General features: G+C 65.1%; 24 protein-coding genes and 1 tRNA gene. 10 read left to right on the forward strand and 15 right to left on the reverse strand.

The annotated features are described in order from the left end of the window. Positions 1–21 precede the first annotated feature (21 nt). Positions 22–687 (forward strand): aminodeoxychorismate/anthranilate synthase component II, encoded by a 666-nt coding sequence (locus KXR83_RS02055; RefSeq protein WP_030167098.1) that lies wholly within the window; start codon positions 22–24, stop codon positions 685–687. 59 nt (positions 688–746) lie between these two features. Here the strand turns inward: KXR83_RS02055 and pknB are convergent, their stop codons facing one another. From pknB to KXR83_RS02090, 7 genes are all read right to left on the reverse strand, one after another. Next, positions 747–2,654 (reverse strand): Stk1 family PASTA domain-containing Ser/Thr kinase, encoded by a 1,908-nt coding sequence (gene pknB, locus KXR83_RS02060; protein WP_437423364.1) that lies wholly within the window; start codon positions 2,652–2,654, stop codon positions 747–749. Further along, a complete protein-coding gene (locus tag KXR83_RS02065) occupies positions 2,654–4,036 on the reverse strand; it encodes a protein kinase domain-containing protein (protein ID WP_437423365.1) in 1,383 nt (460 codons plus the stop codon). The genes pknB and KXR83_RS02065 overlap by 1 nt, the downstream gene beginning before the upstream one ends. Before the next feature lie 4 nt (positions 4,037–4,040). Beyond that, on the reverse strand, positions 4,041–5,543 hold the full coding sequence (locus KXR83_RS02070; RefSeq protein WP_437423366.1) for a peptidoglycan D,D-transpeptidase FtsI family protein: 1,503 nt from the start codon (positions 5,541–5,543) through the stop codon (positions 4,041–4,043). Next, on the reverse strand, positions 5,540–6,967 hold the full coding sequence (locus KXR83_RS02075; protein ID WP_437423367.1) for an FtsW/RodA/SpoVE family cell cycle protein: 1,428 nt from the start codon (positions 6,965–6,967) through the stop codon (positions 5,540–5,542). Before KXR83_RS02075 ends, KXR83_RS02070 begins: the two co-directional genes overlap by 4 nt. Next, positions 6,967–8,454 (reverse strand): PP2C family protein-serine/threonine phosphatase, encoded by a 1,488-nt coding sequence (locus KXR83_RS02080; RefSeq protein ID WP_437423368.1) that lies wholly within the window; start codon positions 8,452–8,454, stop codon positions 6,967–6,969. The genes KXR83_RS02075 and KXR83_RS02080 overlap by 1 nt, the downstream gene beginning before the upstream one ends. Further along, positions 8,451–8,915, reverse strand: a complete 465-nt coding sequence (locus KXR83_RS02085) for an FHA domain-containing protein FhaB/FipA (RefSeq protein ID WP_030167109.1) — start codon at positions 8,913–8,915, stop codon at positions 8,451–8,453. The genes KXR83_RS02080 and KXR83_RS02085 overlap by 4 nt, the downstream gene beginning before the upstream one ends. A 157-nt stretch (positions 8,916–9,072) precedes the next feature. Then, positions 9,073–10,458, reverse strand: coding sequence for an FhaA domain-containing protein (locus KXR83_RS02090; protein ID WP_437423369.1), 1,386 nt, complete (start codon positions 10,456–10,458; stop codon positions 9,073–9,075). A gap of 353 nt (positions 10,459–10,811) precedes the next feature. Here KXR83_RS02090 and KXR83_RS02095 point away from each other — a divergent pair. After that, positions 10,812–10,894 (forward strand) — tRNA-Leu (locus KXR83_RS02095). A 61-nt stretch (positions 10,895–10,955) separates the two neighbouring features. Here KXR83_RS02095 and KXR83_RS02100 read toward each other — a convergent pair. After that, the gene (locus tag KXR83_RS02100; protein ID WP_437423370.1) at positions 10,956–12,341 is read right to left on the reverse strand and encodes an MFS transporter; all 1,386 of its coding nucleotides are present in this window, start codon (positions 12,339–12,341) and stop codon (positions 10,956–10,958) included. A gap of 43 nt (positions 12,342–12,384) precedes the next feature. Continuing rightward, the gene (locus KXR83_RS02105) at positions 12,385–13,296 is read right to left on the reverse strand and encodes an alpha/beta fold hydrolase (protein ID WP_437423371.1); all 912 of its coding nucleotides are present in this window, start codon (positions 13,294–13,296) and stop codon (positions 12,385–12,387) included. Between the two features lie 81 nt (positions 13,297–13,377). Between KXR83_RS02105 and KXR83_RS02110 the strand changes: the two genes are divergently transcribed. The 4 genes from KXR83_RS02110 (at position 13,378) to KXR83_RS02125 (ending at position 15,784) form a co-directional block, all read left to right on the forward strand. Then, positions 13,378–13,872: a DUF6328 family protein gene (locus KXR83_RS02110; protein ID WP_437423372.1), complete on the forward strand. Its 495-nt coding sequence runs from the start codon at positions 13,378–13,380 to the stop codon at positions 13,870–13,872. 58 nt (positions 13,873–13,930) lie between these two features. Continuing rightward, on the forward strand, positions 13,931–14,401 hold the full coding sequence (locus KXR83_RS02115; RefSeq protein ID WP_437423373.1) for an HD domain-containing protein: 471 nt from the start codon (positions 13,931–13,933) through the stop codon (positions 14,399–14,401). A gap of 87 nt (positions 14,402–14,488) precedes the next feature. Then, on the forward strand, positions 14,489–15,361 hold the full coding sequence (locus KXR83_RS02120) for an SCO6745 family protein (RefSeq protein ID WP_437423374.1): 873 nt from the start codon (positions 14,489–14,491) through the stop codon (positions 15,359–15,361). A gap of 21 nt (positions 15,362–15,382) precedes the next feature. After that, positions 15,383–15,784, forward strand: coding sequence for a nitroreductase/quinone reductase family protein (locus KXR83_RS02125; protein WP_437423375.1), 402 nt, complete (start codon positions 15,383–15,385; stop codon positions 15,782–15,784). 18 nt (positions 15,785–15,802) lie between these two features. Here KXR83_RS02125 and KXR83_RS02130 read toward each other — a convergent pair whose 3' ends face one another. Next, complete coding sequence (locus KXR83_RS02130) at positions 15,803–16,222, reverse strand: YccF domain-containing protein (protein ID WP_023955238.1); 420 nt, start codon at positions 16,220–16,222, stop codon at positions 15,803–15,805. Between the two features lie 101 nt (positions 16,223–16,323). On the opposite strand from KXR83_RS02130, the gene KXR83_RS02135 reads away from it, so the two are divergent. Beyond that, positions 16,324–16,539 (forward strand): hypothetical protein, encoded by a 216-nt coding sequence (locus KXR83_RS02135; protein WP_437423376.1) that lies wholly within the window; start codon positions 16,324–16,326, stop codon positions 16,537–16,539. Positions 16,540–16,541: 2 nt separating this feature from the next. Here the strand turns inward: KXR83_RS02135 and KXR83_RS02140 are convergent, their stop codons facing one another. Further along, positions 16,542–17,186, reverse strand: coding sequence for a response regulator (locus KXR83_RS02140; RefSeq protein ID WP_437423377.1), 645 nt, complete (start codon positions 17,184–17,186; stop codon positions 16,542–16,544). After that, entirely contained in the window at positions 17,174–18,292 is a 1,119-nt protein-coding gene (locus tag KXR83_RS02145) for a histidine kinase (protein ID WP_437423378.1), read from the reverse strand. Before KXR83_RS02145 ends, KXR83_RS02140 begins: the two co-directional genes overlap by 13 nt. Before the next feature lie 211 nt (positions 18,293–18,503). Here KXR83_RS02145 and KXR83_RS02150 point away from each other — a divergent pair, with 211 nt between their 5' ends. Both KXR83_RS02150 and KXR83_RS02155 read left to right on the forward strand, forming a co-directional pair. After that, entirely contained in the window at positions 18,504–20,654 is a 2,151-nt protein-coding gene (locus tag KXR83_RS02150) for an MMPL family transporter (protein ID WP_437423379.1), read from the forward strand. A gap of 71 nt (positions 20,655–20,725) precedes the next feature. Next, the gene (locus tag KXR83_RS02155) at positions 20,726–22,045 is read left to right on the forward strand and encodes a transcriptional regulator (RefSeq protein ID WP_437423380.1); all 1,320 of its coding nucleotides are present in this window, start codon (positions 20,726–20,728) and stop codon (positions 22,043–22,045) included. Positions 22,046–22,140: 95 nt separating this feature from the next. Here the strand turns inward: KXR83_RS02155 and KXR83_RS02160 are convergent, their stop codons facing one another. Continuing rightward, positions 22,141–22,518, reverse strand: a complete 378-nt coding sequence (locus tag KXR83_RS02160; protein WP_437423381.1) for a histone-like nucleoid-structuring protein Lsr2 — start codon at positions 22,516–22,518, stop codon at positions 22,141–22,143. Between the two features lie 389 nt (positions 22,519–22,907). Here KXR83_RS02160 and KXR83_RS02165 point away from each other — a divergent pair, with 389 nt between their 5' ends. Then, complete coding sequence (locus KXR83_RS02165; RefSeq protein WP_437423382.1) at positions 22,908–23,102, forward strand: hypothetical protein; 195 nt, start codon at positions 22,908–22,910, stop codon at positions 23,100–23,102. 335 nt (positions 23,103–23,437) lie between these two features. Here KXR83_RS02165 and KXR83_RS02170 read toward each other — a convergent pair whose 3' ends face one another. After that, positions 23,438–24,067, reverse strand: coding sequence for a hypothetical protein (locus KXR83_RS02170; RefSeq protein WP_437423383.1), 630 nt, complete (start codon positions 24,065–24,067; stop codon positions 23,438–23,440). 293 nt (positions 24,068–24,360) lie between these two features. Then, positions 24,361–25,425, reverse strand: coding sequence for a GAF domain-containing protein (locus KXR83_RS02175; RefSeq protein ID WP_437423384.1), 1,065 nt, complete (start codon positions 25,423–25,425; stop codon positions 24,361–24,363). Positions 25,426–25,433 lie beyond the last annotated feature (8 nt).

Genomic DNA, 25,433 nt, shown 5'->3' on the forward strand with positions numbered 1-25,433 from the left:
ACCCAGGTATTGTTGACCACTGTGAATGAGCCACAGCCCGCGCGAATACTCGTGGTGGACAACTACGACAGCTTTGTCTACAACCTGGTCCAGTATCTGGGCCAGCTGGGTGTGCATGCGCAGGTGTGGCGCAACGACGATGCGCGGCTCGCCGACCCCGACGGTGCGATCAAGGATTTCGATGGTGTCCTGCTGTCGCCGGGCCCTGGCACCCCTCAGCGTGCCGGCGCGACCATGCCTCTCGTGAAGGCTGCGGCCGACCAGGGCACCCCTCTGCTCGGCGTGTGTCTGGGCCATCAGGCGATCGGCGCGGCCTTCGGAGCCACCGTGGACCGCGCGCCAGAACTGCTGCACGGCAAGACGTCGTTGGTCACGCACGACGACGACGCAGATGGCGTTCTGGCGGGCCTGCCCAATCCGTTCACGGCCACCAGGTACCACTCCCTCACCGTGCTACCTGAGACGATCCCGGCCGAGATCCAGGTGACCGCGCACACCGAGAGCGGCATCGTGATGGCCATGAAGCACCGCGAACTCCCCATCCACGGTGTGCAGTTCCACCCCGAGAGCGTGCTGACCCAGGGCGGGCACCGGATGCTGGCGAACTGGCTGACCGTGTGCGGCATGACCGTCCCCGACGGACAGGTCAGCACACTCGAAGCGCAGGTGGCCGCAGCGCTCGGCTGACGACCACCCTGCCCGATCCCCGTTGCCGGATGGACGGGGTGACCGCGCTCTTCCCGTGGTCAGGGAAGCAGGCTCGCCCGTCCGACGGTGATCGACACCGCTCCATCCTTGCGGAGGAGACTGCCGGCCACGGGAGCCTGCTCGAGGACCTTCTCGTCGTCGGGGCTGCCGAGCGGCACGTTGCGCTGCACGGTGGTGAGGGTGGTTCGTTCCCACCCCGCCGACGTCAGGATCGTCTGGGCCTGCGCCGCCGTCCGGCCGCGCAGATCGGGTACGACGAACATGTTGCCGCGGCTGATCGTCACCTGAACAACACTTCGCTCGTCGACCACCTCGCCGGCATTCGGCGATGAACTGATCACGGTGCCCGACGGCAACTCCGAGTCGGTGGCGACCACGGCTATGTCGAGGTTGAGCTGGTCGAGATTTGTCCGCGCCTGCGCTTCGCGCTGACCGGTGAGGTCGGGGACGGTGACCTTGCGTGGTCCGGTGCCGACCTGGATGGTGATCAGCTCGGTGACCGCCTGAGTGCTGCGCGCGGCAGGTGCGGTGGCAACCACTTTGTCCTTGAGGTCGGCGGTGGAGGACACCTCGATCGACCGGGTGTTGGTGAATCCCAGATTGCCCAGCTCTGCGGTCGCTTCCGCCAGCGTCCGACCACGAAGATCCGGAATCTGTTGTCGCAGTGGGCCGGTGGAGACATACAGGGTGACGGTGGCTCCCTTGTCGACCTTCACGCCTTCGCCGGGGGTCGTCCGGGTGGGTGCACCTACCGGAATGGTCGGGCTCGGCTCGTCCCGCTGATTCACGCGGAAGCCCATCCGCTCGAGTTCGGCCTTTGCGTCGACTGCGGACATGTCGGTGACCCGTGGGATCGACACCTGCGGCGTCACATCCGACGCCCAAGGACGCAGCAGCAACAGGGTCACGGCAGCGATCACCAACGCCGCGAGCACGCCGAATCCGGCGAACTTGAGGGCCTTGCGTCGCGAGTCGGAGTCGTCGTCGTCATCATCGCGTCGGTGGCTGGTGCCGGTCGGCCCGACCCGGGAGACACGCGCTCGCGGACCGGTGTCGATCAGCGCGGTGCGGTCCTCGTCGGACATCACGATCGGGGCGCTGGGCTTACCGCCGGCAAGCACCTTCATCAGATCCGACCGCATCTCGGACGCTGATTGGTAGCGGTTGGCCGGGTTCTTGCTCATGGCCTTGAGAACCACGGAGTCCAGCTCGTGCGGCACCCCCTCGCGTACCGACGACGGGGTCGGGGGATCTTCACGCACATGTTGATAGGCGACGGCCACCGGTGAGTCGCCGGTGAACGGCGGTTCTCCGGTCAGCAGTTCGAACAGCACACAGCCCAGCGAGTAGACGTCGCTGCGGGCATCGACGCTCTCGCCGCGGGCCTGTTCGGGTGAAAGGTACTGAGCGGTGCCGATGACGGCCGCGGTCTGGGTCACGGAGTTGCCGGTGTCGGCCAGTACGCGGGCGATGCCGAAGTCCATCACCTTCACCGCGCCGGACTTGTCGATCATCACATTCGCCGGCTTCACGTCCCGGTGAACGATGCCGTTCTGGTGTGAGAAGTGCAGTGCCGCGGCCACGTCAGCGATCCACGTCATGGCCTGCCGAGGCTTGATGTAACCCTCGGCGCGCAGGACGTCGCGCAGGGTCTCGCCGTCGACGAACTCCATCACGATGTACGGCAGCGGACCCTCCGGCGTGGTCGCCTCGCCGGTGTCGAAGACCTGGACGATCGTCGGGTGATTGAGGGCTGCCGCATTCTGCGCCTCACGCCGGAAGCGCAGGTAGAACGTAGGGTCTCGGGCCAGATCGGCACGCAACACCTTGATGGCCACATCGCGGTGCAGGAGCAGGTCACGCGCGAGATGGACCTCGGACATGCCGCCGAAACCGAGGGTCTCGCCCAGTTCGTATCGATCAGAGATCTGCCGGGGGTCGGCCATCAACCACCATCCTGTGGTTCGGGCTGCGCACTCGAACTGGTCTCTTCGTCGCCCTGGCCGAGCTGGTCATCGCTCTCCCGGGCCGGAAGACCGGGGATCTGAATGCTCGGCAAGGTGAATCCACCGGTCGTCGACTCGGTGGTCGTCGTTGTTTCTTCAGTGGTTGTCGTGGTCGTGCGCGTCGTTGTGGTCGTTGTTTCTTCGGTGGTTGTTTCTTCGGTGGTCGTCGGCGGGGGCGTGGTGGTCCGCGTTGTTGTCGTCGTGGTCGGGGTGGTCGACCTCGTCGGGGCGTCGCCGGTCGCGTCATCGGAGTTGAGGATCAGGAAGCCGACCAGCACCAGTGCACCGAGCAACAGGAGTACGGCCGCTGCGGCGAGCGCCTTCTGTCCGGTGGACCATCCGTCCTGGCGATCCACGGGCACCGGGGCTACGGCGGCGGCACGATGCTGTGGCGGCGGCGTGGGACGGGTTGCACCGGTCATCGGGGCCATCATCGCTGTCGCCGGCCGTGCCCCCGCTGCGGCGGCGGTGCCCGGCAACGGAGCCCGCCGGCCCGCGCGCACCGCAGCAACCGCATCGGCGAACTCGCCGCCATCGGCATACCGCTGTTTGGGGTCTTTCGCGATGGTGATCTCGATCAGTTCCCGGACGTTGACCGGGAGGTCGGTCGGAAGCGGTGGTGCCTCCTCGCGGATGTGCTTCATCGCCACGGTGATCGCGCCGTCACCGAGGAACGGACGACGGCCTGCGATCGCCTCGTAGCCGACGATGCCGAGTGAGTACACGTCGGACGCGGCGGTTGCGTCTTCGCCGAGCGCCTGCTCAGGGGAGATGTATTGCGCTGTGCCCATGACCATTCCGGTCTGGGTGACCGGCGCCGCATCCACCGCCTTGGCGATACCGAAGTCGGTGATCTTCACCCGGCCGGTGGGCGTGATGAGGATGTTGCCGGGCTTGACGTCGCGGTGCACGAGACCCGCGTCGTGAGCGGCCTTGAGCGCCCGGCCGGTCTGCTCGAGCATGTCGAGAGAGTTGTTCAGTGACAGCCGGCCGACGCGCGACAGCACCGCGTTGAGCGGTTCCCCGTTGACCAGCTCCATCACCAGATAGGCCACCGAACCCGCCCCCGGATCCTGCGCCTCGCCATAGTCGAAGACGTTGGCGATCCCGGGATGGTTGAGCTGTGCGGTGGTCCGGGCCTCGGTGCGGAACCGCTCGAGGAACTCGGGGTCGTCGGAGAACTCGGCCTTGAGGACCTTGACGGCCACGCGCCGATCGAGCCTGGTGTCCATGGTTTCCCACACCTGGCCCATGCCTCCGGTCGCGATCAACCGCATCAGCCGATACCGGCCTGCGATGGTCGTGCCACCCTGCAAACTCACCCGGTCACCTCTCACCTGCGAGCGCGTTGATCACGGCACGCCCAATAGGGGCGGCTGACGAGCCGCCCGTTGCCTGTAGTCCGCCGTCGCCGTTCTCGACGATCACCGCCACCGCCACCTTGGCATTACTCGACGGACCGAACGCGATGTACCAGGCGTAGGGGGTCTCATCGGTGCCTTGGGTGTTGGAGTGTTCGGCGGTGCCGGTTTTCGATGCGATCGACACCGGCCCGCCGGAACCGCGGGTATTGCGTTCGGAGTCGATCATCATCTCGGTCAGGGTCGCGGCGGTCTGAGCGCTGATCGGCTCGTTGAGCGAATTGGGCCGGGTGGTGTGCAGGGTATCGAGGTCCGGACCCTGCAACTTGTCCACGAGGTACGGCTGCATGCGAACCCCACCGTTGGCAACGGTCGCGGCGATCATTGCGTTCTGCAGCGGGGTGAACCGCACGTCACGTTGGCCGATGGAGCTCTGGCCGAGTGCGGCGAGGTCAGGGATCGGGCCCATCGACGATTCGGAGACGGGCAGCGGGGTGTCGGGTAGTTCGGTGTCGACACCGAAAGCGTTGGCCTGGTTCTTGACCGCTTCGATCGGGTTCTGCAACTTCTCGGTGGACAGTTGCACAAACGCTGTGTTGCACGAGTATTCGAGAGCCTGATGCATCGTCACCTGGCCACCGCTGGAGTCGGGACAGGTCTGCCCGCCGTAGTTGGTCAGCCCGGTCTCGGTCTGCGGCAGCGTGTAACTGCTTGCCGCCGTGAGGCGTTCGTCCTGACCGATACCCTGCTCGAGCGCTGTGGCAGCGGTGATCACCTTGAAGGTCGAACCAGGTGGGTAGGTCTCGTTGAGGGCTCGGTTGAGCATCGGCTGGAACCCGGTCGAATCCTCGGTGGGATTCCAGGCGGCCCAGGCGTCTTCACGGACGGTGGAGTCGTGGCTGGCCAGCAGATTGGGGTCGTAACTCGGTGTGGACACCATCGCCAGGATCGCGCCGGTGTTCGGTGCCAGGGCCACCACGGCCCCGCGGCAGCCACCGTTGCAGCCCTTGTTCATCTCGTCGAAGGCGATCTGCTGCGCCCGCGGGTCGATGGTGGTGATCACGTTGCCCCCGCGTGGATCACGACCGGAGAACATGTCGGCGAAGCGCTGTCCGAACAGCCGGTCGTCGTTGCCGTTGAGGATGGAATCCTCGGCTTGCTCGAGGCCCGAACTCGCGTACTGGAACGAGTAGTAACCGGTGACCGGTGCAAAGGCAGGCGCCCACGGCCCCGGGTAGGTGCGCAGGTACTTGAGCCGGTCGTCGGTGGGCACCGACTGCGCGATCACGTCCTGGCCGGCGGTGATCTGGCCGCGCTGACGCGAGTACTCATCGAGGAGCACCCGCTGATTGCGTGGGTCGGCCCGCAGGTTGTCGGCCTTGAACACCTGCACGTAGGTGGCGTTGGCGAGCAGCACGAGGATGATCACCATGACCGCGATGACCACGCGGCGGATGGGAATGTTCATGAGCGCCTGACCATCTCGGTGGGCGCCTCGGCGATGGGCGTCGACTTCTTCTTGGTCGGGTCGGGCTCCCGTGCGGCGTTGGACACGCGGATGAGCAACGCGACCAGGATGTAGTTCGCCAGCAGCGACGAGCCGCCGTAGGACATGAACGGTGTGGTCAGGCCGGTCAGCGGGATCAGTTTGGTCACGCCGCCGACCACCACGAAGATCTGCACCGCGATCGTGAATGACAACCCGGTGGCGAGGAGCTTGCCGAAGCTGTCACGAACGGCGATGCCGGTGCGCAGACCGCGGACGATCAACACCAGATACAGCAGCAGGATTGCCGCGAGCCCCACGAGGCCGAGCTCTTCACCGATGGTGGCGATGATGAAGTCGGTGTTGGCGAAGGGCACGATGTTGGGCCGGCCCGAACCCAGACCGGTGCCGAACAGGCCACCGGTGGCCAGACCGAACAGACTCTGGCCCACTTGGTAGCCCTGGCCGTAGAAGTCGCTGAACGGGTCCTGCCACACCGCGACACGCACCTGCAGATGCGAGAACAGCTGGTAGGCAACCAGTGCGCCCATGGCGAACAGGCTGACGCCGATGATCAGCCAGCTCACCCGCTCGGTTGCCACGTACAGCATCACCAGCATGGTCGAGAAGATCAGGAGTGAGGTGCCGAGGTCGGCCTCGAAGGCCAGGACGCCGATGGAGATGATCCATGCGGCGAGCAGCGGGCCGAGGTCACGGGCGCGGGGCAGGTCCATACCGAGGAAGTGCTTACCCGCGGTGGTGAACAGATCACGCTTGGACACCAGCAACGACGCGGTGAAGATGATGATCAGGATCTTCGAGAACTCGCCTGGCTGGATGTTGAACAGCGGGGTGCGGATCCAGATCTTGGAACCGTTGATCTCCGACATCGACGACGGCAGGATCGCCGGGATCGCCAAGAAGATCAGACCGCTCAAGCCCAGCAGGTAGCTGTATCGCGACAGCGTCCGGTGGTCGCGGATCAGGATCAGGATGGCCGCGAACGCGATGATGCCGAGGACGGCCCACAGCACCTGCTGGTCGGCGTCGTTGGTGCGGTCGATGGGGTTGGCGGTCTCACCGTTCTGACCGGTCCCGAGGTCGAGGCGATGGATCAGGACGAGCCCGAGACCGTTGATGGTGGCCACCAGCGGCAGGATCAGCGGATCGGCGTAGGGCGCGAATCGTCGGACCACCAGGTGGGCGAACCCGTAGAGCAGGACGTAGGCGGCCATGTACTTGGCCAGTTCCCAGGTGATGCTCTGCGACTGCGCAGCCTCGACCAGGATGAGCGCGGTGAAGACGATGATCGTCGACAGGCCGAGCAACACCAGTTCGGAGTTGCGGCCTGTGTAGTTGCGGATCGGCCCGGAAGCCGGTGTCTGTGTGACGGCGGCCTGTGACATCAGCGCCCCCGACAGTTTTCCGGGGCCGTGACGGACGGCGTGGTGGTGGACGTCAACGGCGGCTGCGTGCTGGCACTGCCCGACTGCGGGAGCACCGGAGCGGGCTGTCCCGGTGTGGCCGGCGGCGGTACAGGGGTCTCGGTGCCCGGCACGGGGGGCTGGACGGGGCCCGGGGTGACGCCCTCGGCCGAGGCGGACTCCTCTTCGGGACACAGCGGCACGAGGTTGTCCATCAGGTTGCGGACCTGTTCCTCGGCGTCGTCGAGAGGCACCGGGTCGCGGCCTTCGAGAGAGGCGGGCGCCGTGCCGGTGAGGTCGGACACCTTCAGCGGTACACAGTTCTCGGGACGGTTGTTGTAGTCGGCGATGGTGACCGTCGGCCTGTCGGTGTCCATGGCTCCGGTGCAGGTGATCTTGCTCAGCTCGTGCAGGCTCAGGCCCAGGAACGACCCCTGCAGTCCGCGGTAGAGCACCACCTCGCCGTTGTCGGCGCTGACGTAGTAGTTCGACCGGACGATCGCCCGGCCCACGAAGACACCGGCGATGAGTACGGCGATCACGGCAAGAGCGATGCCGCCGAGAATCCATTTGCGCCGCGGGTGTGCTTGCGGCGGTTCGGGTTCGGGGGTTCCGATGGTCGGCCGCCGGGGCGACTGTGCAGGCGGGCGTAGCGCCGCAGCACGTCCGGCCGAGGTACGCGGATCGGGGACGTACTCCTGGTCGTCGCCTCCGGCCGCTCCGCCGACGATCGGCTGGCTGTCGCCGTAATCCACATCGACAACATCGGCGACGACGACGGTGACGTTGTCGGGCCCACCGCCACGCAGGGCGAGCTCGATGAGCCGGTCGGCGCAGTCGCGGTAGTTCTCCACCGACGTCATGGTGTCGGCGATGGTCTCTTCGCTGACCACGTCGGACAGGCCGTCGCTGCACAGGAGGTAGCGGTCGCCGGCGCGGGCTTCGCGCACGGTCAGCGTGGGCTCGACCTCGGTGCCGGTGAGCGCACGCATGATCAACGACCGCTGCGGATGTGTGTGTGCTTCTTCGGCGGTGATCCGGCCTTCTTCGACAAGGGTCTGAACGAAGGTGTCGTCGCGGGTGATCTGGGTGAGCTGGCCGTCGCGCAGCAGGTAGCCGCGGGAATCGCCGATGTGGCACAGACCCAGGCGCGAGCCCGCGAAGAGGATGGCGGTGAGGGTGGTGCCCATGCCGTCGAGCTCGGGGGCCTCGGCAACCTGGTCGGCGATCGCTTCGTTGCCGTGGCGGGTGGCCTCTTCGAGTTTCGCGAGGAGGTCGCCGCCGGGCTCGTCGTCGTCGAGGGGACGTAGTGCCTGGATGACCAGCTGGCTGGCCACCTCTCCGGCCGCGTGGCCGCCCATGCCGTCGGCAAGGGCCAGCAGTCGGGCACCGGCGTACACGGAGTCTTCGTTGTTCGCACGGACCAAGCCGCGGTCGCTACGCGCGATATAGCGCAACACCAGGGTCACGGGCGCAACTCAATCACGGTTTTGCCCACCCTGACCGGAGTTGCGAGCGGCACGCGCACAGCGGTGGTGACCTTCGCACGGTCGAGGTAGGTGCCGTTGGTGGAGCCGAGGTCTTCGACATACCAGTCGTCTCCCCGGCGGATCAGCCGGGCGTGGCGCTCGGAGGCGTACTCGTCGGTGAGCACCAGGGTCGAGTCGTCGGCGCGGCCCAGCAACACCGGTTGCGTGCCGAGAGTGATCCTCGTGTTGGCCAAGGCCCCATGGGTGACCACGAGGTATCTGGCCCCGCCTTTGACCTTGGCGGGGGAGCCGCCGCGGTTGCGGCGTTCGTAGCGCGTCATGGGTCGTTGGCCGGTGGCGGCGTACACATCGGTGCGGATGACTCGCAGTACTGCCCACACCAGGAGCCACAGCAGCAGCAAGAAGCCGACACGCGTCAGTTGCAGCACTATGCCCTGCACGCTTTTCCACCTCCTGGGCCAGCCATCAACGTCCAGTGCATCTTATGGCCCAGTGCCGCTCCATCACGCATTCGGATGTCTCACTTGTGCATCGAGCAGCTGTGAGCCACGCGGATCGAGGGAGCGCGCTACTGGGTAGTGACGGTTTGTGCGGGCGTCACTGGAAACGGACGGTGATGTCCGAATGCCCCACGCGGATCCGGTCACCGTCCGCGAGTTCCCAGCTGCTGACCTGGACATCGTTGACCGTGGTGCCATTTGTGGAGTTGAGGTCGTTGAGGAGGGCGCTCGAGCCGTCCCAGCGGATCTCGACGTGGCGACGGGAAACACCGGTGTCGGGCAGGCGGAATTGCGCGTCCTGGCCACGGCCGATGACATTCGAGCCGTTGCGCAGCTGGAACGTGCGGTTGCTGCCGTCTTCGAGCAGCAGGGTGATCGCCGTCGGTGCGTACGCGGCGGGGGCGCCGTAGCCGGGAGCCTGGGCGTAACCGGCCTGCTGGTCGTAGCCACCCTGCTGGTCGTACCCGCCCTGTTGCGGGTAGCCCTGTTGCGCGTAACCGGCCTGCTGGTTGTAAGCGCCCTGCTGGTCGTACTCGTTCTGGCTGTATCCCGGCTGCTGGTAGCCGCCCTGGTCGTAACCCTGCTGGTCGTACCCGGGCTGCTGGTAGCCGCCCTGGTCGTAGCCCTGCTGGTAGTTGCGCGGATCGTAGCCCTGCTCCGGGTTGGCCGGCGGCTGGGCGTACCCACCCTGGTTGTAACCCTGCTGGTCCTGGCCGCCTTGCTGGTAGGCGCCCTGGTCATACCCTTGCTGGTCGTAACCACCGTGCTGGTCGTAACCGCGTTGGTCATAGCCACGCTGGTCGTAACCCTGCTGGTCGTAGCCGGCCTGGTTGTAGCCCTGCTGGTCGTAGCCACCCTGCTGGCTGTATGCCTGCGCGCCGTCGCCGGAGCTGTCCTGGCCCTGCTCGTAGGGCTGCTGGCTGTAGGCGGCCTGCGGTGGGTAGGAGCCCTGTTCGTAACCTCCGCGGGGGTCGTATCCGGAGTTCTGCGTCATGGGAGTGGCTCCTACTTGTGGGTTTCGGTTTGGCGCCGCGGGCGGCGGATGGGGCAACGGCGGCCCTGATTGATCTGGAGGACGATGGCCTGCTTGTTGCACAGGCATCGGCCGCACGTCCGGATTGACCGTGCCCCGCGCCCGGAACTGCCCGGTGTGCAGGGTGGGTGAGTGGGAGAACTCGACCACCACGTCACCGTATGTCTGCCATCCGTTGTCACGGATGAAATTCTCGAGATGCTTGGAGAAGGTCTTCCGGTTGAGCTCGTACTCGGCAACCATCTCGCGGTGATCGGTGGAGCTGACCACCAAGTTGTAGGCGTTCGGGGCGAGCTTTCCGCCGTCGCCGAGGTCTTCCAGGTTGTCTTCGGCTTCGCGTTGCAGAGCGTTCTCGACCTCTTGCGGGGCGACCTTGCCGCCGAAGACCCGGGCGAAGCCGTCATCTACCGCACCTTCGAGTTTGCGTTCGATTCTTTGCAGAATCCCCACTACCGACGACCTCCCTTCGAGTTCTCAGCGTGTCGGCGTGCCAATCGTGCTGTTTGATGATAGCGACTCATACCCCGCGTTGGACACTCCAGGCGGAACTTCTGCACCGTCTGCCACAGATGTCCCAGCAGATGCCTGGTGTCCGTTTCGGCCGAATACGTGGGCTGATCGGCCCGAATGGGGCCCACGGGAAAGCTGTGCGAGAAGTGACGTACAACTCATCTGATCGCACGTGCCTCTGACGCGCCGTGTGTTCGACCCGTCACCCTCGCGGTCCGGAGCTGCCGATTTCTGACGCAGGGCCGGCCCATGTTACCGTTTTCCAGTTCGTTTGAAGACCGACGAGCAGCCACGGGCGAGTGGCGGAATGGCAGACGCGCTGGCTTCAGGTGCCAGTGTCCTTCGGGACGTGGGGGTTCAAGTCCCCCTTCGCCCACAGAATGAGATCAGGCCGGGAACCGAGAGTTCCCGGCCTTTTCTTTTGGGCGTCGACCGGTTCATGCCGGAACAGCGGGTGGCCTCTGCCGCGTCGTCAGCAACCACGCACCCACCGCGACAACCCCGAACACTGCCGCCATGGTTACAAGCGTCCAGACGAACCCCTGTTGCCCGCCGCCGTAGACGGCCATCAACGTGACGCTGACCGCGCTACCCACCGAGAAACCGAGATAACGCAGCACCATGTTGAAGGCCATCGCACTACCGGTCTCCTCCTGCGGAACGTGCGGGACGATGAGCACGGCCAGCGACGAGAACGTGAAACCGCTGCCCAGTCCACCGACGGCCATCCAGCCCAGAGCCCAGTACACATTGCTGTGCAGAAAGGCCAGACCGAGAGTGGAACCCATGAACACAACCGAGCCCAGAGGCAGCAGGACGTCGGGGCCATTCTTGGCGCCGGCCGCCAGCGCGAGTCTGCTGCCGACAACACTCGTCAGCGAGTAGGGCACCAGCATCAGCCCGGCGACGGTGACCGAATGATCAAGCCCCCAACCAGGATCCGAGCTCTGGACCAGCACGATGGTCAACGTCAGCAACGTGTACATACCGATGCCGCCGCCGAAGGCCACCAGGTTCGGTGCAGCGATACCCGAGCGGGTGGCCAAGCGGAGATCGACCAGCGGGTGATCGCGTCGCAGGCTCCATCGCCCCCACACGACAAGAAACGTGAGACCCACCAGCGCAAGGGCAACGGTGCGAAGCGACGTCCAGCCCCATGTCTCGCCGCGGCTGACCGCCAAGAGCGTGGACCCCGTACCGGCGGACAGCATCACCGCGCCTGCCCAGTCCACAGGTGCGCGGACCACCGACTGGGCACGCGGAACAAAACTGAGCGCCATCAGCAGCGTGCAGGCACTGAGTACGGCGCCCATCCAGTAGGCGGCAGCCAATCCCCAGGTCTGGGCCACCACAGCCGTCAGCGGGTATCCGAGGCCGGTACCGGCAACAGCTGTCACCGACAACATCGCGATGACGGCCGAGATCCTCGGTGGCCGGATGACGTCGCGAGCAACGGCCATCGCCAGGGGGACCAGCGCGAGTCCGACGCCCTGCATCGCCCGGCCGATCAACAGCGGAGCGAAACCCCACGGGAGTGCGGCCAACATCGAACCCAGGGTGACGATGACCAGACCGGTGATGATCGTCGGCCGACGCATCTGTCCGGCTCCGAGCCTTCCGATGATCGGTGTCGCAACCGCCGCGGTGAGCAGGGTGGCGGTCAAGGCCCACTGCGCTTCGGTGAGCGTCACGTTGTGTTCGTCGGCGATGGCCGGGATCAGCGGGGCCCCAAGGCTGCTGACGATCGCGGTGATGGTGGTCAGCAGACCCAGGGTCAGCAGCAAGGTGCGGTATCGCGGCGCGCCGACATCCTCTGTTGGCATCAGTGGTGGAGCACCGCCATCGCCGACGTTGCGGCATCCGATGTCACTGAGCTGAATCCCAGTGCGCGAGAACAGTTCTCAGTGTGGCTACCAGTGGCAGAGGCTGATCCATCATCGGGTGGTGCCCGGCCTCGGCCAATTCGACGACGGTGGCCCGCGGGACGAACAGGCCTGCGATCTCCTGCGCGGCCTGCGGAGGCACGATGCCGTTCTGGCAGCGGATGTAGGTCGCCCGCGTGCTCACCTGGGCCAAGAAATCCCGTACCTTGACCCGCTGGCCGCCTTCATGCCGTTTGCGGAACATGTCGGGATCGAACTTCCACATCCAGCCGGCCTCGGTGTCGCGCACCGATTCACCGGCGACGTGCTCGGCGACGTAGGGCAACAACAACTCTTGTGCCGGTTCGGTGCGGAAGCGGGCCACGATCTCGGGCTTGGACGGGTACGCCCGCGACTTGCGGCTCAGCTGCCGGATGATCACCTCTTCGGGCGGTTCGTCGAGCAGGGGCGAGTCGATCACCACGATGCCCGCCACGGAGTCGCCATGCAGAGCGCCGACTGCCGATGTCACCCAGCCGCCCATGCTGTGCCCCACCACGTACGGCTTTCCTGCGATCTCGCCCGTTTCGGCGGCGGCCAGTACCTCTGCGGCCCACGTCTCGAGCGGATAGTCGGGGCGCGCATCGCTGTCGCCGTGACCGGTCATGTCCAGGGCGACCACTCGATGTGAGACGGCCAGAAGTGGCGCGACATGGTCCCACCATCCCGAGTGCGCGGAACCACCGTGCACCAGCACCACACCGGGCGTGCCGGGCTCGCCCCAGCAACGTAGATGTACAGACGCACCTTCGACTTCGACGTCGCGATGGTCGGGCGCCTGGTCGATGGCGGCAGTGAACCAAGCGGGTGTTGCTGTCCCGGACTGATCCATCGCCATCGCCTGCTCCTTCGCCACGGTGAAACCTCTCGGCTGACCATATCCATCGCGTCTGGGACGGCACTTGCCAGTGCGAACGAAGGAGTCGACCATTGGTAAATGAGTGACGAGACGATCGACGACGACTGGCATCGCAGGGAGCGCAATGAGACTCCCACCCAGCGTCTCGACCGCAACTGGGCGAGCCTGCTGCAGGAGCTTCGGGTGGTGCAGACCGGGGTTCAGCTGTTGACCGGTTTCTTGCTGACGGTCCCTTTCCAGGACCGCTTCTACGAGCAGGATGGTCTGTTCCAGAACGTGTATCTCGTGACGGTGACCGCTTCGGTCGGCGCGACGGTGCTGTTGCTCTCACCGGTGGCCATGCATCGCCTGCTGTTCCGGCGGCACCGTCTCGACGAGCTGGTGAACTCGGCCCAGCGATTTGCCCTCGGTGGCCTCGTCTTGCTCGGAGTGGCGCTGACCGGCGTCATGACGTTGGTGTTCGAGTTGGTGGTGAGCAAAACGGTGGGGTGGGTTGCGGGCCTCGTCGCCCTGCTCACCTTCGCATTCTTCTGGTTTGCGTACCCGTGGCGCTACCGGCGCCTCGACGACTGATCGCCTGTCACGGTATCCGGCCCTCCCTTACAGTCGGAACATCGGGGAAAGGCGGATCATGGCGAATGCTCGTAGTGGCGAAGATCTGATCGCGGCGGCCGGAGCCATCGCGGACCGTGCCCATCACGGACAGGTCGACAAGGTGGGTGGCGACTACATCGTGCATCCCCGTTCGGTCGCGACGCGCGTCACGCCCCAGTCGGCCGAATACAGCGCAACCGCGTTGCTGCACGACGTGATCGAGGACTCCGACATCACCGCCTCGGATCTGTTGGCAGAGGGCATCCCGGGAACCGTGGTGGATGCGGTGACGCTGCTGACCCGAACCGAAGATGTTGCGCCGCAAAAGTATTACGCACGTATCCGAACAAACCACATCGCTCTGGCCGTCAAACTCGCCGACCTCGCCGACAACACCGATCCTGTTCGGCTGAACCGCCTGCCTGATGACACCCAGGCGCGTCTGCGCACCAAGTACCGCAGCGCCTACCGGTGTCTCGGCGCCGGATCACTCGCCGACGCCCTGTAGTCGGCAACGCCTGTCGGTCGCGGATCCATTGGGTCGGGCGTCGCAGAACCATGGCTGATCTGCGCGCGCAATGGCATTGTCGAGCCCATGGCCATCGAATTGTCCACAGCTCGTCGACTGTGGCGACTGCTCGAACCGATCCACGCCGTCACCTACTTCTCGGACGAGACGCGAGAGGCACTGGCAGCGGCCGGATATCGCGGCTTCTGGATGGGGTACTTCGCGGGTCGTGCGGCGCCCTTGGGCGAGGTGGGCCCCGAGATTGTGACCGCGCTGTTCTACAACTTCGCGCCCGACCATGTCGCCCGCGCCATCCCGGACGCCTGGCGGTTCGCGCCGCCGGAGACGGCGATCGATGTGCGCCGAGAGGCCGCGGTTGCCACCCTGCAGCGGATGCTCGGTTCGGCGGGGAACGACGAGGTGGTCGACCGGGTGGTGGCGCTGCTGAGGCCGGCTGCGCAGAACGCGGACCTGGGTGGCCGGGCGCTGTTTGCGGCAAACGCCGCGTTGCCGTGGCCGGAAGATCGGTACGGGGCCCTGTGGCATGCCGCGACTCTGCTGCGCGAACATCGGGGCGACGGCCACGTGGCCGCTCTGACAACCGCCGGTGTCACCGGTCGTGAGGCCGGGGTGCTGCATTCGAGTGCCGCTGCCATCCCGAGGTCGGTTCTCGAGACCAGCCGCAAGTACACACCCGACGAATGGTCCGCACTCACAGAACGTTTGGCCGTGCGCGGACTGCTCGACCACTCAGGGGCGATCACGCCGTCCGGGAGAGCGCTCAAGGGTGACATCGAGACCACCACCGACCGGCTGGCCGCACCTGCGTACAACGCCCTGTCCGAGGCCGAGGTCGACGAACTCACCTCGGCGTTGATGACGTTGACGAAGACGGTGGTCGCGAGCGGCGACATTCCCTCGGTCACTCCGATGGGTCTCGATCTCGACGATGTCGGGTGATGAGCGCCTACACTTTTGGCCATGGGCTTCAACGACGAGATCATCAAAGAGTTCCGCGCCAATCACGGCAAGGTAGGTGGCAATTTCGAGGGTGCGCCACTTCTGTTGCTGCATCACAAGGGGATCAAGAGCGGCAAGCAGTACGTGACCCCGCTGGTCTACCTGCCCAAGGATGGGGTCTCGTACCTCTTTGCGAGCGCTGCGGGCGCCGACGAGGACCCTCAGTGGTACCGGAATCTGCTCGCCGACCCGGCAACCGAGGTGGAGATCGGCGATGACACCGTCCCGGTGACCGTCTCCGAGGTCACCGGCGCCGACCGCGACCGGATCTACGCCGAGCAGGCCGGTCTGATGCCGGGCTTCGCGGACTACGAGAAGAAGACCAGCCGCAAGATTCCGGTGCTGGCGCTGTCTCGAGCCTGAGGTCGGCCGGGCGCGCGATCAGTACGTGCGCTGGCGGGGCGGGGGAGCGGTGATGACGCCGACCTCGTCCGAATCGATGATCTCCGCGCCCAGCGGAAGCAGCGACACCGGGACCATCTTGAAGCTCGCGATGCCGAGCGGGATGCCGATGATGGTGAGGCACAAAGCGATTCCCGTGACGATGTGACCGATGGCGAGCCAGATGCCGGCGAAGATCAGCCAGATCACGTTGCCGATGGCCGAGCCGACCCCGGCTGTGGGTTTGCGAACCACGGTTCGGCCGAACGGCCAGAGGGCGTACGCGGCGATCCGAAACGATGCGATCCCGAACGGGATGGTGATGATCAGGATGCAGCAGATGATGCCGGCGGCGACGTAGCCCAACGCCATCCAGAATCCACAGAGCACGAGCCAGATGACATTCAGAATGGTCTTCATCAGTTCAGTCTGCCAAATGTGACCGACTCCGCATGGATGAACGCAGCTACCGTCTGCGTTCTTCTGAAAAGCTGACGGGACTTTGGCATCTGAGGAGTCTGATGAGATCTGGGCTTCGAGAGCTCGTGTGGTCGCTCGGGATGATCATCATCCTGCTGGTCCGGATCGTCACCACCCTCACCACGGCGTTGTTGATCATCGGTTGGGTTGTGGTGGCGTTTCGGTCCGACCTGCTCAACAACTGGTTCTGGCCGGCCGCTGTCTCGGGCATTCTGCTGGCCGGCAGCACCTTTTTCTACAACGTGATCCGCGGCTGAGGTCAGACCCCGAGATAGGCGAGCACCGCCAGGACCCGCCGATTGTCGTCGGCCGACACCGGCAGATCGAGTTTGGTGAAGATGCTGTTCGAGTGCTTGCTGACCGCTTTCTCCGAGACGAACATGGCCTCGGCGATGGCTGCGTTCGAGCGGCCCTCGGCCATCAGCGCCAGCACTTCACGTTCCCGTGCAGTCAGACGTTCCAGCGGTCCGTCGGCGCGCTGCCCGGTGAGCAGCTGCGACACCACCTCCGGATCGAGGACGGTGCCGCCCGCGGCAACCTGCCGTACGGCGTCGATGAACCCGGCGACGTTGGCCACCCGGTCTTTGAGGAGATAGCCGACCGCGCCTTCGCCGCTCTCCAGCAGCTCTCTCGCGTAGAGCTGCTCGACGTATTGAGAGAGCACCAGCACCGGGAAGCCGGGGCGGGAGGTCCGGATCTTGATGGCCGCGCGCAGACCTTCGTCCGTGAAGGTGGGTGGCATCCGAACGTCCAGCACCGCAACGTCGATGGAGTCGTCGGCGAGTGCGACGTCGAGCTCGGTGGCGTTGTCGACGGCCGCCACCACGTCCATGCTGTGGGCCTGGAGGATGCGCGTGAGCCCGTCGCGCAGGAGGGCGTGATCTTCGCCGATCACGACGCGCATGGAACCTCCATCGACACGATGGTCGGGCCACCGATCGGACTGTGCACAAAGAGCTTGCCGTCGAGGGCGGTCAATCGCTGGGTGACACCGTGCAGTCCCGAACCCGAGGGTGCAGCGCCGCCCACCCCGTCGTCGCCGACCTCTACGCGCAGCACACCGTCGAAGATACCCATGGCGATCCACGCGTTCCGTGCGCGGGCGTGTTTTCCGATGTTGGCCAGTGCCTCGGCAACCGCGAAATACACGGCGTTCTCGGTGGCGATGGGAAGACGCTCGCGCACACCGAGATTGAGTGTGATGGGCAGGGGCATGTCGAGAGCCAGCGCTTCGACTGCCGGTCCGACGCCGCGATCGGCCAGCACCGGGGGATGGATGCCGCGGACCACTGATCGCAGATCGCCGAGGGCCGAGGTGGCCGACGCCCGCGCTTCGGCCATCAGTTGACGGGCCGCCTCCGGGTCGGTGGCGATCTGACTCTCGGCCAGACCGATCGTCATACCGAGGGCGGCCAGCCGCGCCTGAGCCCCGTCGTGGAGGTCCCGCTCCACCCGGCGCAGTTCGGCTGCCGCGGAATCAACTGTCGCAGCGCGTGACTCGGTCACCTCGTGTACGCGTGCCTCGAGGACTTCGTTACGGCTGCGGTTCAGCGCCCACAGATCCATCACGGCACGGGTTTTCATCAATGGCTCCACGAAGGGCAGGAGGATGAGTGTCACCGCGAAGATCACTCCCACCAGGGAGATGACAAATCCGACGGTCGACGCGATCACCAGCCAGCCGAGGTCGCGCCAGCGCAGGGAATCGGTACTCCACACGGACAACAGATGAAAGATCCCTCGATTGTTCGTGGGTCGGTAATCACCCGGGTGCCACGGCCGGTCGAGAACGCCTGCCGCCATCCGACGATGAAGGTCGCAGAACGCGCCCGTGATCGGCACCTTGATCCACAACACCAGGGCGCCGACGGAAACCAGCACCAGCGGAATCGCGACCACCTGGACGACAAACAGCACCAGCGCGACCGGCGCGAGCAGGGTGGTGACAACGGCATACATGGCCGCCCTCAGCCACCGAACAACCGGCGTCGGTTCTTCGTCGGATCTCACAGCGTTCCTTCCACTCTTCAGGTCTCCATCGTGACCGAAGCGGGCAGTAGATGACAGTAGACCTGGGCCTACCCCAGGGGTGGGATATTCCGCCCTCACCTGGGGGATTGACGCTCCTGACCGGGCTCCGGGAACCGAGCAGTCTCAGGTGGTGCCCGGTGTTCGCCGGGCCACCCGTCGAGGCGCACCGCCTCACGCATCAGGAGCTGACATGGGAAAGATGACCCGAGGGCCACAGGCAGTGGCGCGGTGGAGTGCGCACAACCCTTGGCGCGCAATAGGACTCTGGCTTGCGCTTGTGGTGCTGGCCGTGGGATTGAGCGCGTTGATCCCCACCCAGACGACCGACGACGCCGATTACCGGGTCGGTCAGTCGGGGACTGCCGACCAGATGATCCACGAAGCCGGTCTCGCCGCACCGGACACCGAGTACGTCGTCATCACCGGCGACCGCGACGCGGCGGTGCTCGCCGCAAACGAGCTGCGCGAGGCACTGGCCGGCTCGGATCAGGTGCAAGAGATCGTGGCGCCGGTGTGGAGCCCCGATGGCACGACGCTGTTGACGGCGATCTCGCTCCGTGCGCCACCGGGCGACGAGGACGCGTCGATCACCGATATCAATGCCGCCGTCGCGGCGATCGATTCGAATCACCCGGAACTGACGTTCGGTCAGACCGGCGATGTCTCGCTCGACGAGTCGATCAACGAGCGGGTGGCCGACGACCTGGTCTCGGCCGAGATCATCAGCATCCCCATCACGTTCGGCATCATGCTTGTTGCCTTCGGCGCCCTGATAGCTGCCGGCATCCCGGTGTTGCTGGCGATCACCTCGGTGGTCGCCACCATCGGCGTCTACGCTCCCATCTCCTATCTCGTTCCCTCTGAATCGACTGCGTCGTCGATGGTGATGCTCATCGGAATGGCTGTCGGAGTGGACTATTCGCTCTTCTACCTCAAACGCGAACGCGAAGAGCGGCGCAAGGGTCGCAGCACGATCGACGCGGTGGAGATAGCGGCAGCCACCTCCGGTCACTCGATCATCGTGTCCGGTGTCGCGGTGATCGCCTCACTGGCCGGTGTTTATGCGCTGGGCAGTGCGACGTTCAACTCCCTCGCCACGTCGGCGATCATCGTGGTGTCGGTGGCCGTGATCGGTTCACTCACCGTGTTGCCGGCGTTGCTGGCCAAGCTCGGCAAATGGGTGGATCGCCCCCGCGTGCCGCTGCTCTGGCGCGTCAACAACCGGATCGGTCAGGGCGGGATCAGCTCGCGGATCATCGGACCCGTCATCCGGAGGCCCATCACCGCGCTGCTGGCGGGGCTGATCGTGATGCTCGCCCTGGCCGTACCTGCGTTGTCGATGACGATGCGCAGCGGCAACCTCGACACGCTGCCACAGGATCTACCTCCGGTGCAGGTCGCGCAGACGATGAACGAGCAGTTCCCGTCCGAGGGCCCATCGGCCAAGGTTGTTGTACAGGGCGGCGATCCTGCCGAAGTTGCTGTGGCACTGGAGAACATCGGCAAACAGGCCGAGAGCTCGGGCGAGTGGACGGTCACCGGAGAGCCTGTGATCTCGCCGTCCGGCAGCACCAGCGTGCTCGAACTGGCCAGCACCTATCCGCCGAACGACGCCAAGGGTGACGATGCCCTGGTGGCACTTCGGACAAGCGTGGTGCCCGATCAGATCGACCCGGTGGACGGCGCCCGATTTGCCGTCGGTGGCGACCTCGCCGAACAGTACGACTCGGCGAAGAATCAGTCCGACGGCCTGCCGGTGGTCATCGCGGTGATCCTGACCCTCACGATGCTGATGTTGATCGTCACGTTCCGCAGCCTGGTGATCGCAGTGGTGTCCACCCTGCTCAACCTGATGTCGGTGGGTGCCGCGTTCGGGGTGCTGGCGCTGGTGTTCCAGCATTCGTGGGCCGAGAGCCTTCTCGACTTCAATTCGAACGGGACCGTGGTGGAGTGGATACCGCTGTTCATGCTGGCCGTGCTCGTCGGGTTGTCGATGGACTACCACGTGTTCGTCCTGAGCCGGATCCGTGAAGGTATCGACATGGGACTGACGCCCACGGCTGCGGTGCGAGCCGGCGTCACCCAGACCGCCGGGGTCGTCACGAGCGCGGCGCTGGTGATGGTCTCGGTGTTCGCGTTGTTCGCGGCGCAGAGCATGGTGGAGATGAAGCAGATGGGGGTGGGACTGGCAGCGGCGATCCTGATCGACGCGACCATCGTGCGCCTGCTCCTGTTGCCGTCCATCTTGGTACTTCTCGGTGACCGGGCGTGGTGGCCGCGGCGTGACCGCGCTGTCCGGCGTCAGGCTCCGGATCCTCGGGTCGCACCTGCTCGGGTGTGAGGTAGTGCACAATTGAGGGCAGGCTCACGGCCGTGCCGTGACAGACGCCGAGAACAGAGCGGAGGGACGCGATGAGTGAGACAACGTCACCGGCCCGCGACTTCTGGACTGCGCTGACCCCCGGCGAAGACCCGGCTGCCCGGCTCGAACAGGTACGCCGCGCCCACGAACTCTTTGTGCAGACGGGCACACTTGCCCCGGCCACCGGCCCCACCTCGGTGCGGTCGGTGGTCCGGGACTCGTGGCTGCGCTCGGTCAAGGGCGGCGTCAACCCGTCGGGGATGATCGACGCGGGAGGGATGTCGTGGAACGACTTCCTCGAATACCGCGCCGGACACCCGATGGCAGCCGCCTACCCTCTGGTCCGCTCGCTGATGCTCGACGAGGTGTCCGACTCAGGTGTGGTGGTAGCTCTCACCGATGACGTGGGTCGGCTGTTGTGGGTAGAGGGTGACCACAAAGCCCGAGACCAGGCCGGCGGCATCAATTTTGTCGAAGGAGCGGTGTGGGCGGAGCGCGTTGCCGGCACCAATGCCCCCGGCCTGGCTCTCGAGGTCGACCACGGTGTGCAGATCTTCGGGGCCGAGCATTTTTCGGTACCTGTCCAGGAATGGAATTGCGTGGCGGCACCGGTGCACGATCCGGTGACGGGCGCCGTGATCGGCGTGATCGATGTGACTGGCGGCGAGCGGGTGGCCGCACCCTTTGCGCTGTCGATGGTGAAATCGGTTGTCGCGGCTGTGGAAAGCGAGCTGCGGGTGCGCACCCTGACCGGGAATGCACCTGCGGTGGCGCCGGCGACTGGACCGGAACTGCTTGTGCTGGACGGTGATCGGTACTTCTGGCGAACCGGTTCGGCGCCTGCGCTCAGACTGTCCCGCCGGCATGCGGAGATCCTGGTTCTGCTGGGTGAATATCCGGATGGTCTCGGTACCGAGGAGATCGCCACCATGCTCGCCGAGGATGGGATCGACCCGGTGACCGTACGTGCCGAGATCTCCCGGCTCCGGCGCGACCTGGGTGCAGACCTGGTGGCGTCGCGACCGTACCGCCTCACGGTGCCCGTCGAGTCGGACATCGAGCAGGTGCGGCGGTTGCTGCGCGGAGGTGATGTTGCCGGCGCCATCGAGAAGTTCGGTCGCGGCGGGTTGCTCGCCGCGTCACTGGCCCCTGGGATAGCCGATGTCTTCGAGGAGCTGAAGGAAGACATGCGTTCGACGGTCCTCGCGGCAAGCGACCCCGAATTGCTCCGCGTGTGGACCGGTTCGGTGCACGGGCGAGAAGATCTGGCGGCCTGGCGTCGCTGGGCGCAGACGCTATCCCCCGGGCATCGCGACGAAGCCCTCGTCCGCGGCAGGGTCAGGCTGCTCGATCGGCGTTTTGGTATCTGACCGTCGCGCCAACTTCATCCCCCTACGCGGCCGCCGAGGGTAAATAGCCCCCGACGGCTACTCGCGGGGACGAAGTTGGTGCCACCGGTCTTCATTCAACGCCCGTTCGACTGCTCCCGGTAAGCGGCGATGATCTGCTGGCTGATGCGTCCGCGGTCGCCGATGTCATAGCCCTGTTCCCGGGCCCATTGCCGAATCGATGTCCGTTCGTCGGCGCCGACCACAGGCCCCTCGCGGCCGGTGGTGTGGTGTTTGGGTGCGGTCGACCGTCGACGACCACCTACGCGGGCCGACTTGCTCAGCAAAGTCGAGACCGGGACTCTGCCGTTCTCGATTTTCTCCAAATTTGTTGCACTGGTGTCGATTACGTAGTCGACCCCCAGCCACGACCACTCGATCGTGTGCAACTGATCAATGTGAACCGGCTTGCCATCCAAGTCGTCGACGTATTCAACGACGGTCTTTTTCGCCATGCGGCTAAAGATAACCAAGTTGGTGTCGGTACGCGGGCTAAAAAGACAATCCGTCTGCGAAACGTTTCCCCGGACGATGTGATTCGTCGTACGAACGGATGAATGGCTGCGCCTGTGAGGCTGTTCTGGCTACCGTTGACCGCTCGGCCGAAGTGTTGTGACCGCTGGGGGCGAAGCTCAGGCGCACTGTTCTTCGAGCCCTCGCCGTTGTTGCGATAGGCGCCCAGGCGGATCGGGGGCACCGTCGGCAACGATTTCTAGTCGCTGCATCATTGAGGATTGAAGTTCACCGTGTAGGTCTTATCGCCCTCGCGCATAGAAGTCCGGCGTGGCAAGATAAGCCACATGGGGGGTTTTGAAGTGCACAAATCAGGGTTGGTCGGTATTTCGTGAACGATTACAACGAATCAATGGAAATCAAGGATGATTCATCGATGCCGCAGGATGCGTCAGTCGTCGATGTAGATCGGATTCCGTCCGCGAAACAGACCTTGATCGGGGGCGATCTGATGGTGGTCCTTGCCCTCACTGCACTATTGGGCCTGGTCATAGGCGTGATTGTGCTCATCGAACTGGCCAATTGACAACAGCTTGCGCTCTTCGACTCATTGCCTTTTGGGCATGAATGCAATTGTTCGTCCGCTGTGGACACGTGTCTATTAATTGTGTTGATGGAGACAGAGTCCACAAGTGTCTACGCGCGCATTGGCTGACGTGAATGGTGTGCCCATTGATGTCACGATCAATGGGTGGCCGTAGAAACGTCGCTCGGGACGGACGTGTTTGCTGTTGCGGACGAGTCTGCTTCTCCAATGCGGCCGAGGTATGCGACCCCATCCGAGAACGCTGAGGTATTGGCGGTTGAGCCGCTTTACGTGGAGAACGATTCAGCCGCCGAGTGGAGTGGGTTGCCTGGAAGTCATTCGGAGTATCGGGGTGACGACGCGACAAAGAGGGCGACGGTGTTCTCGCGCCACACCGTGACCACCGAGAAGTGCCGCTCGAGTAGATCGCGCAACATCTCTTCGGTATCGGTGGTGTTGCCGAACGCACCGGTTCGATTGCATGCCCACATCAGGATGCGACCGAGGCGATTGTGCTGCGTCGCACCGATGACGGTGGCGCCGAACAGTGTTCCGTCTGCGTCGGTGAGGCGGGCCAGGTTGGCCACCGCTGGTTCCTTGGCCGCCATCGGTCCCGGAAGGCAGTGGAGGAGGTAATTGGCGGCGACGGATTTGTAGCGGCTGGGAGGCAGCTGGTCTGAGACGAGGATGTCGGCGACGTATCCGGCGATCCGGGGTTGCTCTCCGGTGAGGCGTCCTTGGCCGAGGCGCGCTCCGGCATATGCGAGTGTTGCGTCGTTGGGGTCGACGAGCGCCAGCTTGTCCCAGGTCTTTCCGAGCTGGGAGAGAAAGTATCCGGATCCGACACCCACCTCCGCGTGCACGGTGGTGCAATGTTCGGCGTAGAGGGCGGAGATCGTCTTGCGGTGGCAGCCCCATGCGTACGGGGAGGTGAAGCGAAGGACAAACAGATCATAGAGTTGCAACGCGATTCCACTGTATGGTCGAGCGCTGCGTGGAAGCTCTTGCTGGACAACAGTATCGCGTCGAGGTCCTGTGCTGTCGGCTCCTCGATCCATGATCGGTACGACCTTTCCGGCGAGTGGTGCGGCTTGTGCCCGATCATGGCCGTGCACGAAATTGCTTGCACGCCGTGGGGACACGACTGGTACGCACCACCGAGCAGGTCACCGGCCCGGTGTATCTCGCAGCGGCGCACCTTCTTACGGGTAACCGACCACGAGAGCGCTAGTCAGGTTACGGGTGCGCTCTGGGGCCGTCAATCTTCATGTCGCTCCGCGCGTCTGGTGATGCGAACCGTGGCGGCCGGCGGCTCGGTGCCCTTGACTCGCTGGCAGGCGAGATCCAAAGTGTGCCAGCGCGCGTCGTCGCCCCACAGCCGCAGCGTTGCCGTGAGTTCAGGCCCGCGTTCGAGTGTTTCTGCCCAACGGTGCGGGAGTCCGTGATCGTCGGGATGAACACGGGCGCGCCCGGTATCTGGGTCCACATGGATGCCATCGAGCACCTTCTGGCCCTGCCAGCGGGCCACCATGATGGGGAATCGGTCACCATGCGTTTGTGACCGATCCACCTTCCAGTAGACGATCGCGGTCCACCCGTCCACTTCTTGTGCCAGTAGGTTGTTGGCGGCGTGGAGGGGGTTCTGGCGAGGCGGGTCGAAGGGGGTCACGTCCCAGGTCACCCCGCGCCAGAAGCACCCGGTATCTGTCTTGATCACCTCGGTGGCCGCCCGTAGCGACCTGGGGTCTGAACCGTCGTTCGGGCCACCTGATGGGCGATCGATCCGGACGGTCATCGGGTAGCGGGTGCCGTCCGCGCGACTCGCAAGCACCGCGGCAGCCGCCACCATGTCCGCCTCCGAGAATGTGTCGACCGTGTTGTGTAGTGGATACGGCTTCCCGATCGCCCAATCGCGCCCGTAGATGTCGGGTATGCCAGGGCCGTAGATCACGGTCAGGCCCTCCAGGTCCCATTCCCAGGCGCCGGTCCTGACATGTGGATATGCCGGCTCGGCGGTACCTCCGACCCATATCCAGACAGCGTGAACATTCCCGGTGCCGGAGGTCACCGGTTCGGCGTACGCGTGCAGTCGGTCCCCTCGTAGGAGCAGCTCTCTGCGAATGGGGGCCTGCGACGCCACAGCGACCTCGACGACCGGCTTGACGAGTTTCGAGATGACGGGCAGCGGAAGGTCGACTCGCTTGAGCTGTTGGAACCCATCGGCACCAGGCGGTGCCGCAGGATTGTCGCCTTTGGCCACCACGCCCGCGATGGAACCGCGAAAGGTCGCGACCAACAACCACGTGCCGGCTGAAACAGTCATCGGCCCCC

This window comes from Williamsia muralis (assembly GCF_051487485.1).
Classification (GTDB): domain Bacteria; phylum Actinomycetota; class Actinomycetes; order Mycobacteriales; family Mycobacteriaceae; genus Williamsia; species Williamsia muralis_B.

Coding starts and splice junctions, on each gene's coding strand:
- pknB (WP_437423364.1), bottom strand. CDS start 2,654: ATGGCCGACCCCCGGCAGATCTCTGATCGATACGAACTGGGCGAGACC.
- KXR83_RS02120 (WP_437423374.1), top strand. CDS start 14,489: ATGGCCATCGAATTGTCCACAGCTCGTCGACTGTGGCGACTGCTCGAA.
- KXR83_RS02135 (WP_437423376.1), top strand. CDS start 16,324: ATGAGATCTGGGCTTCGAGAGCTCGTGTGGTCGCTCGGGATGATCATC.
- KXR83_RS02070 (WP_437423366.1), bottom strand. CDS start 5,543: ATGAACATTCCCATCCGCCGCGTGGTCATCGCGGTCATGGTGATCATC.
- KXR83_RS02075 (WP_437423367.1), bottom strand. CDS start 6,967: ATGTCACAGGCCGCCGTCACACAGACACCGGCTTCCGGGCCGATCCGC.
- KXR83_RS02110 (WP_437423372.1), top strand. CDS start 13,378: ATGAGTGACGAGACGATCGACGACGACTGGCATCGCAGGGAGCGCAAT.
- KXR83_RS02125 (WP_437423375.1), top strand. CDS start 15,383: ATGGGCTTCAACGACGAGATCATCAAAGAGTTCCGCGCCAATCACGGC.
- KXR83_RS02100 (WP_437423370.1), bottom strand. CDS start 12,341: ATGCCAACAGAGGATGTCGGCGCGCCGCGATACCGCACCTTGCTGCTG.
- KXR83_RS02160 (WP_437423381.1), bottom strand. CDS start 22,518: ATGGCGAAAAAGACCGTCGTTGAATACGTCGACGACTTGGATGGCAAG.
- KXR83_RS02150 (WP_437423379.1), top strand. CDS start 18,504: ATGGGAAAGATGACCCGAGGGCCACAGGCAGTGGCGCGGTGGAGTGCG.
- KXR83_RS02115 (WP_437423373.1), top strand. CDS start 13,931: ATGGCGAATGCTCGTAGTGGCGAAGATCTGATCGCGGCGGCCGGAGCC.
- KXR83_RS02155 (WP_437423380.1), top strand. CDS start 20,726: ATGAGTGAGACAACGTCACCGGCCCGCGACTTCTGGACTGCGCTGACC.
- KXR83_RS02130 (WP_023955238.1), bottom strand. CDS start 16,222: ATGAAGACCATTCTGAATGTCATCTGGCTCGTGCTCTGTGGATTCTGG.
- KXR83_RS02140 (WP_437423377.1), bottom strand. CDS start 17,186: ATGCGCGTCGTGATCGGCGAAGATCACGCCCTCCTGCGCGACGGGCTC.
- KXR83_RS02175 (WP_437423384.1), bottom strand. CDS start 25,425: ATGACTGTTTCAGCCGGCACGTGGTTGTTGGTCGCGACCTTTCGCGGT.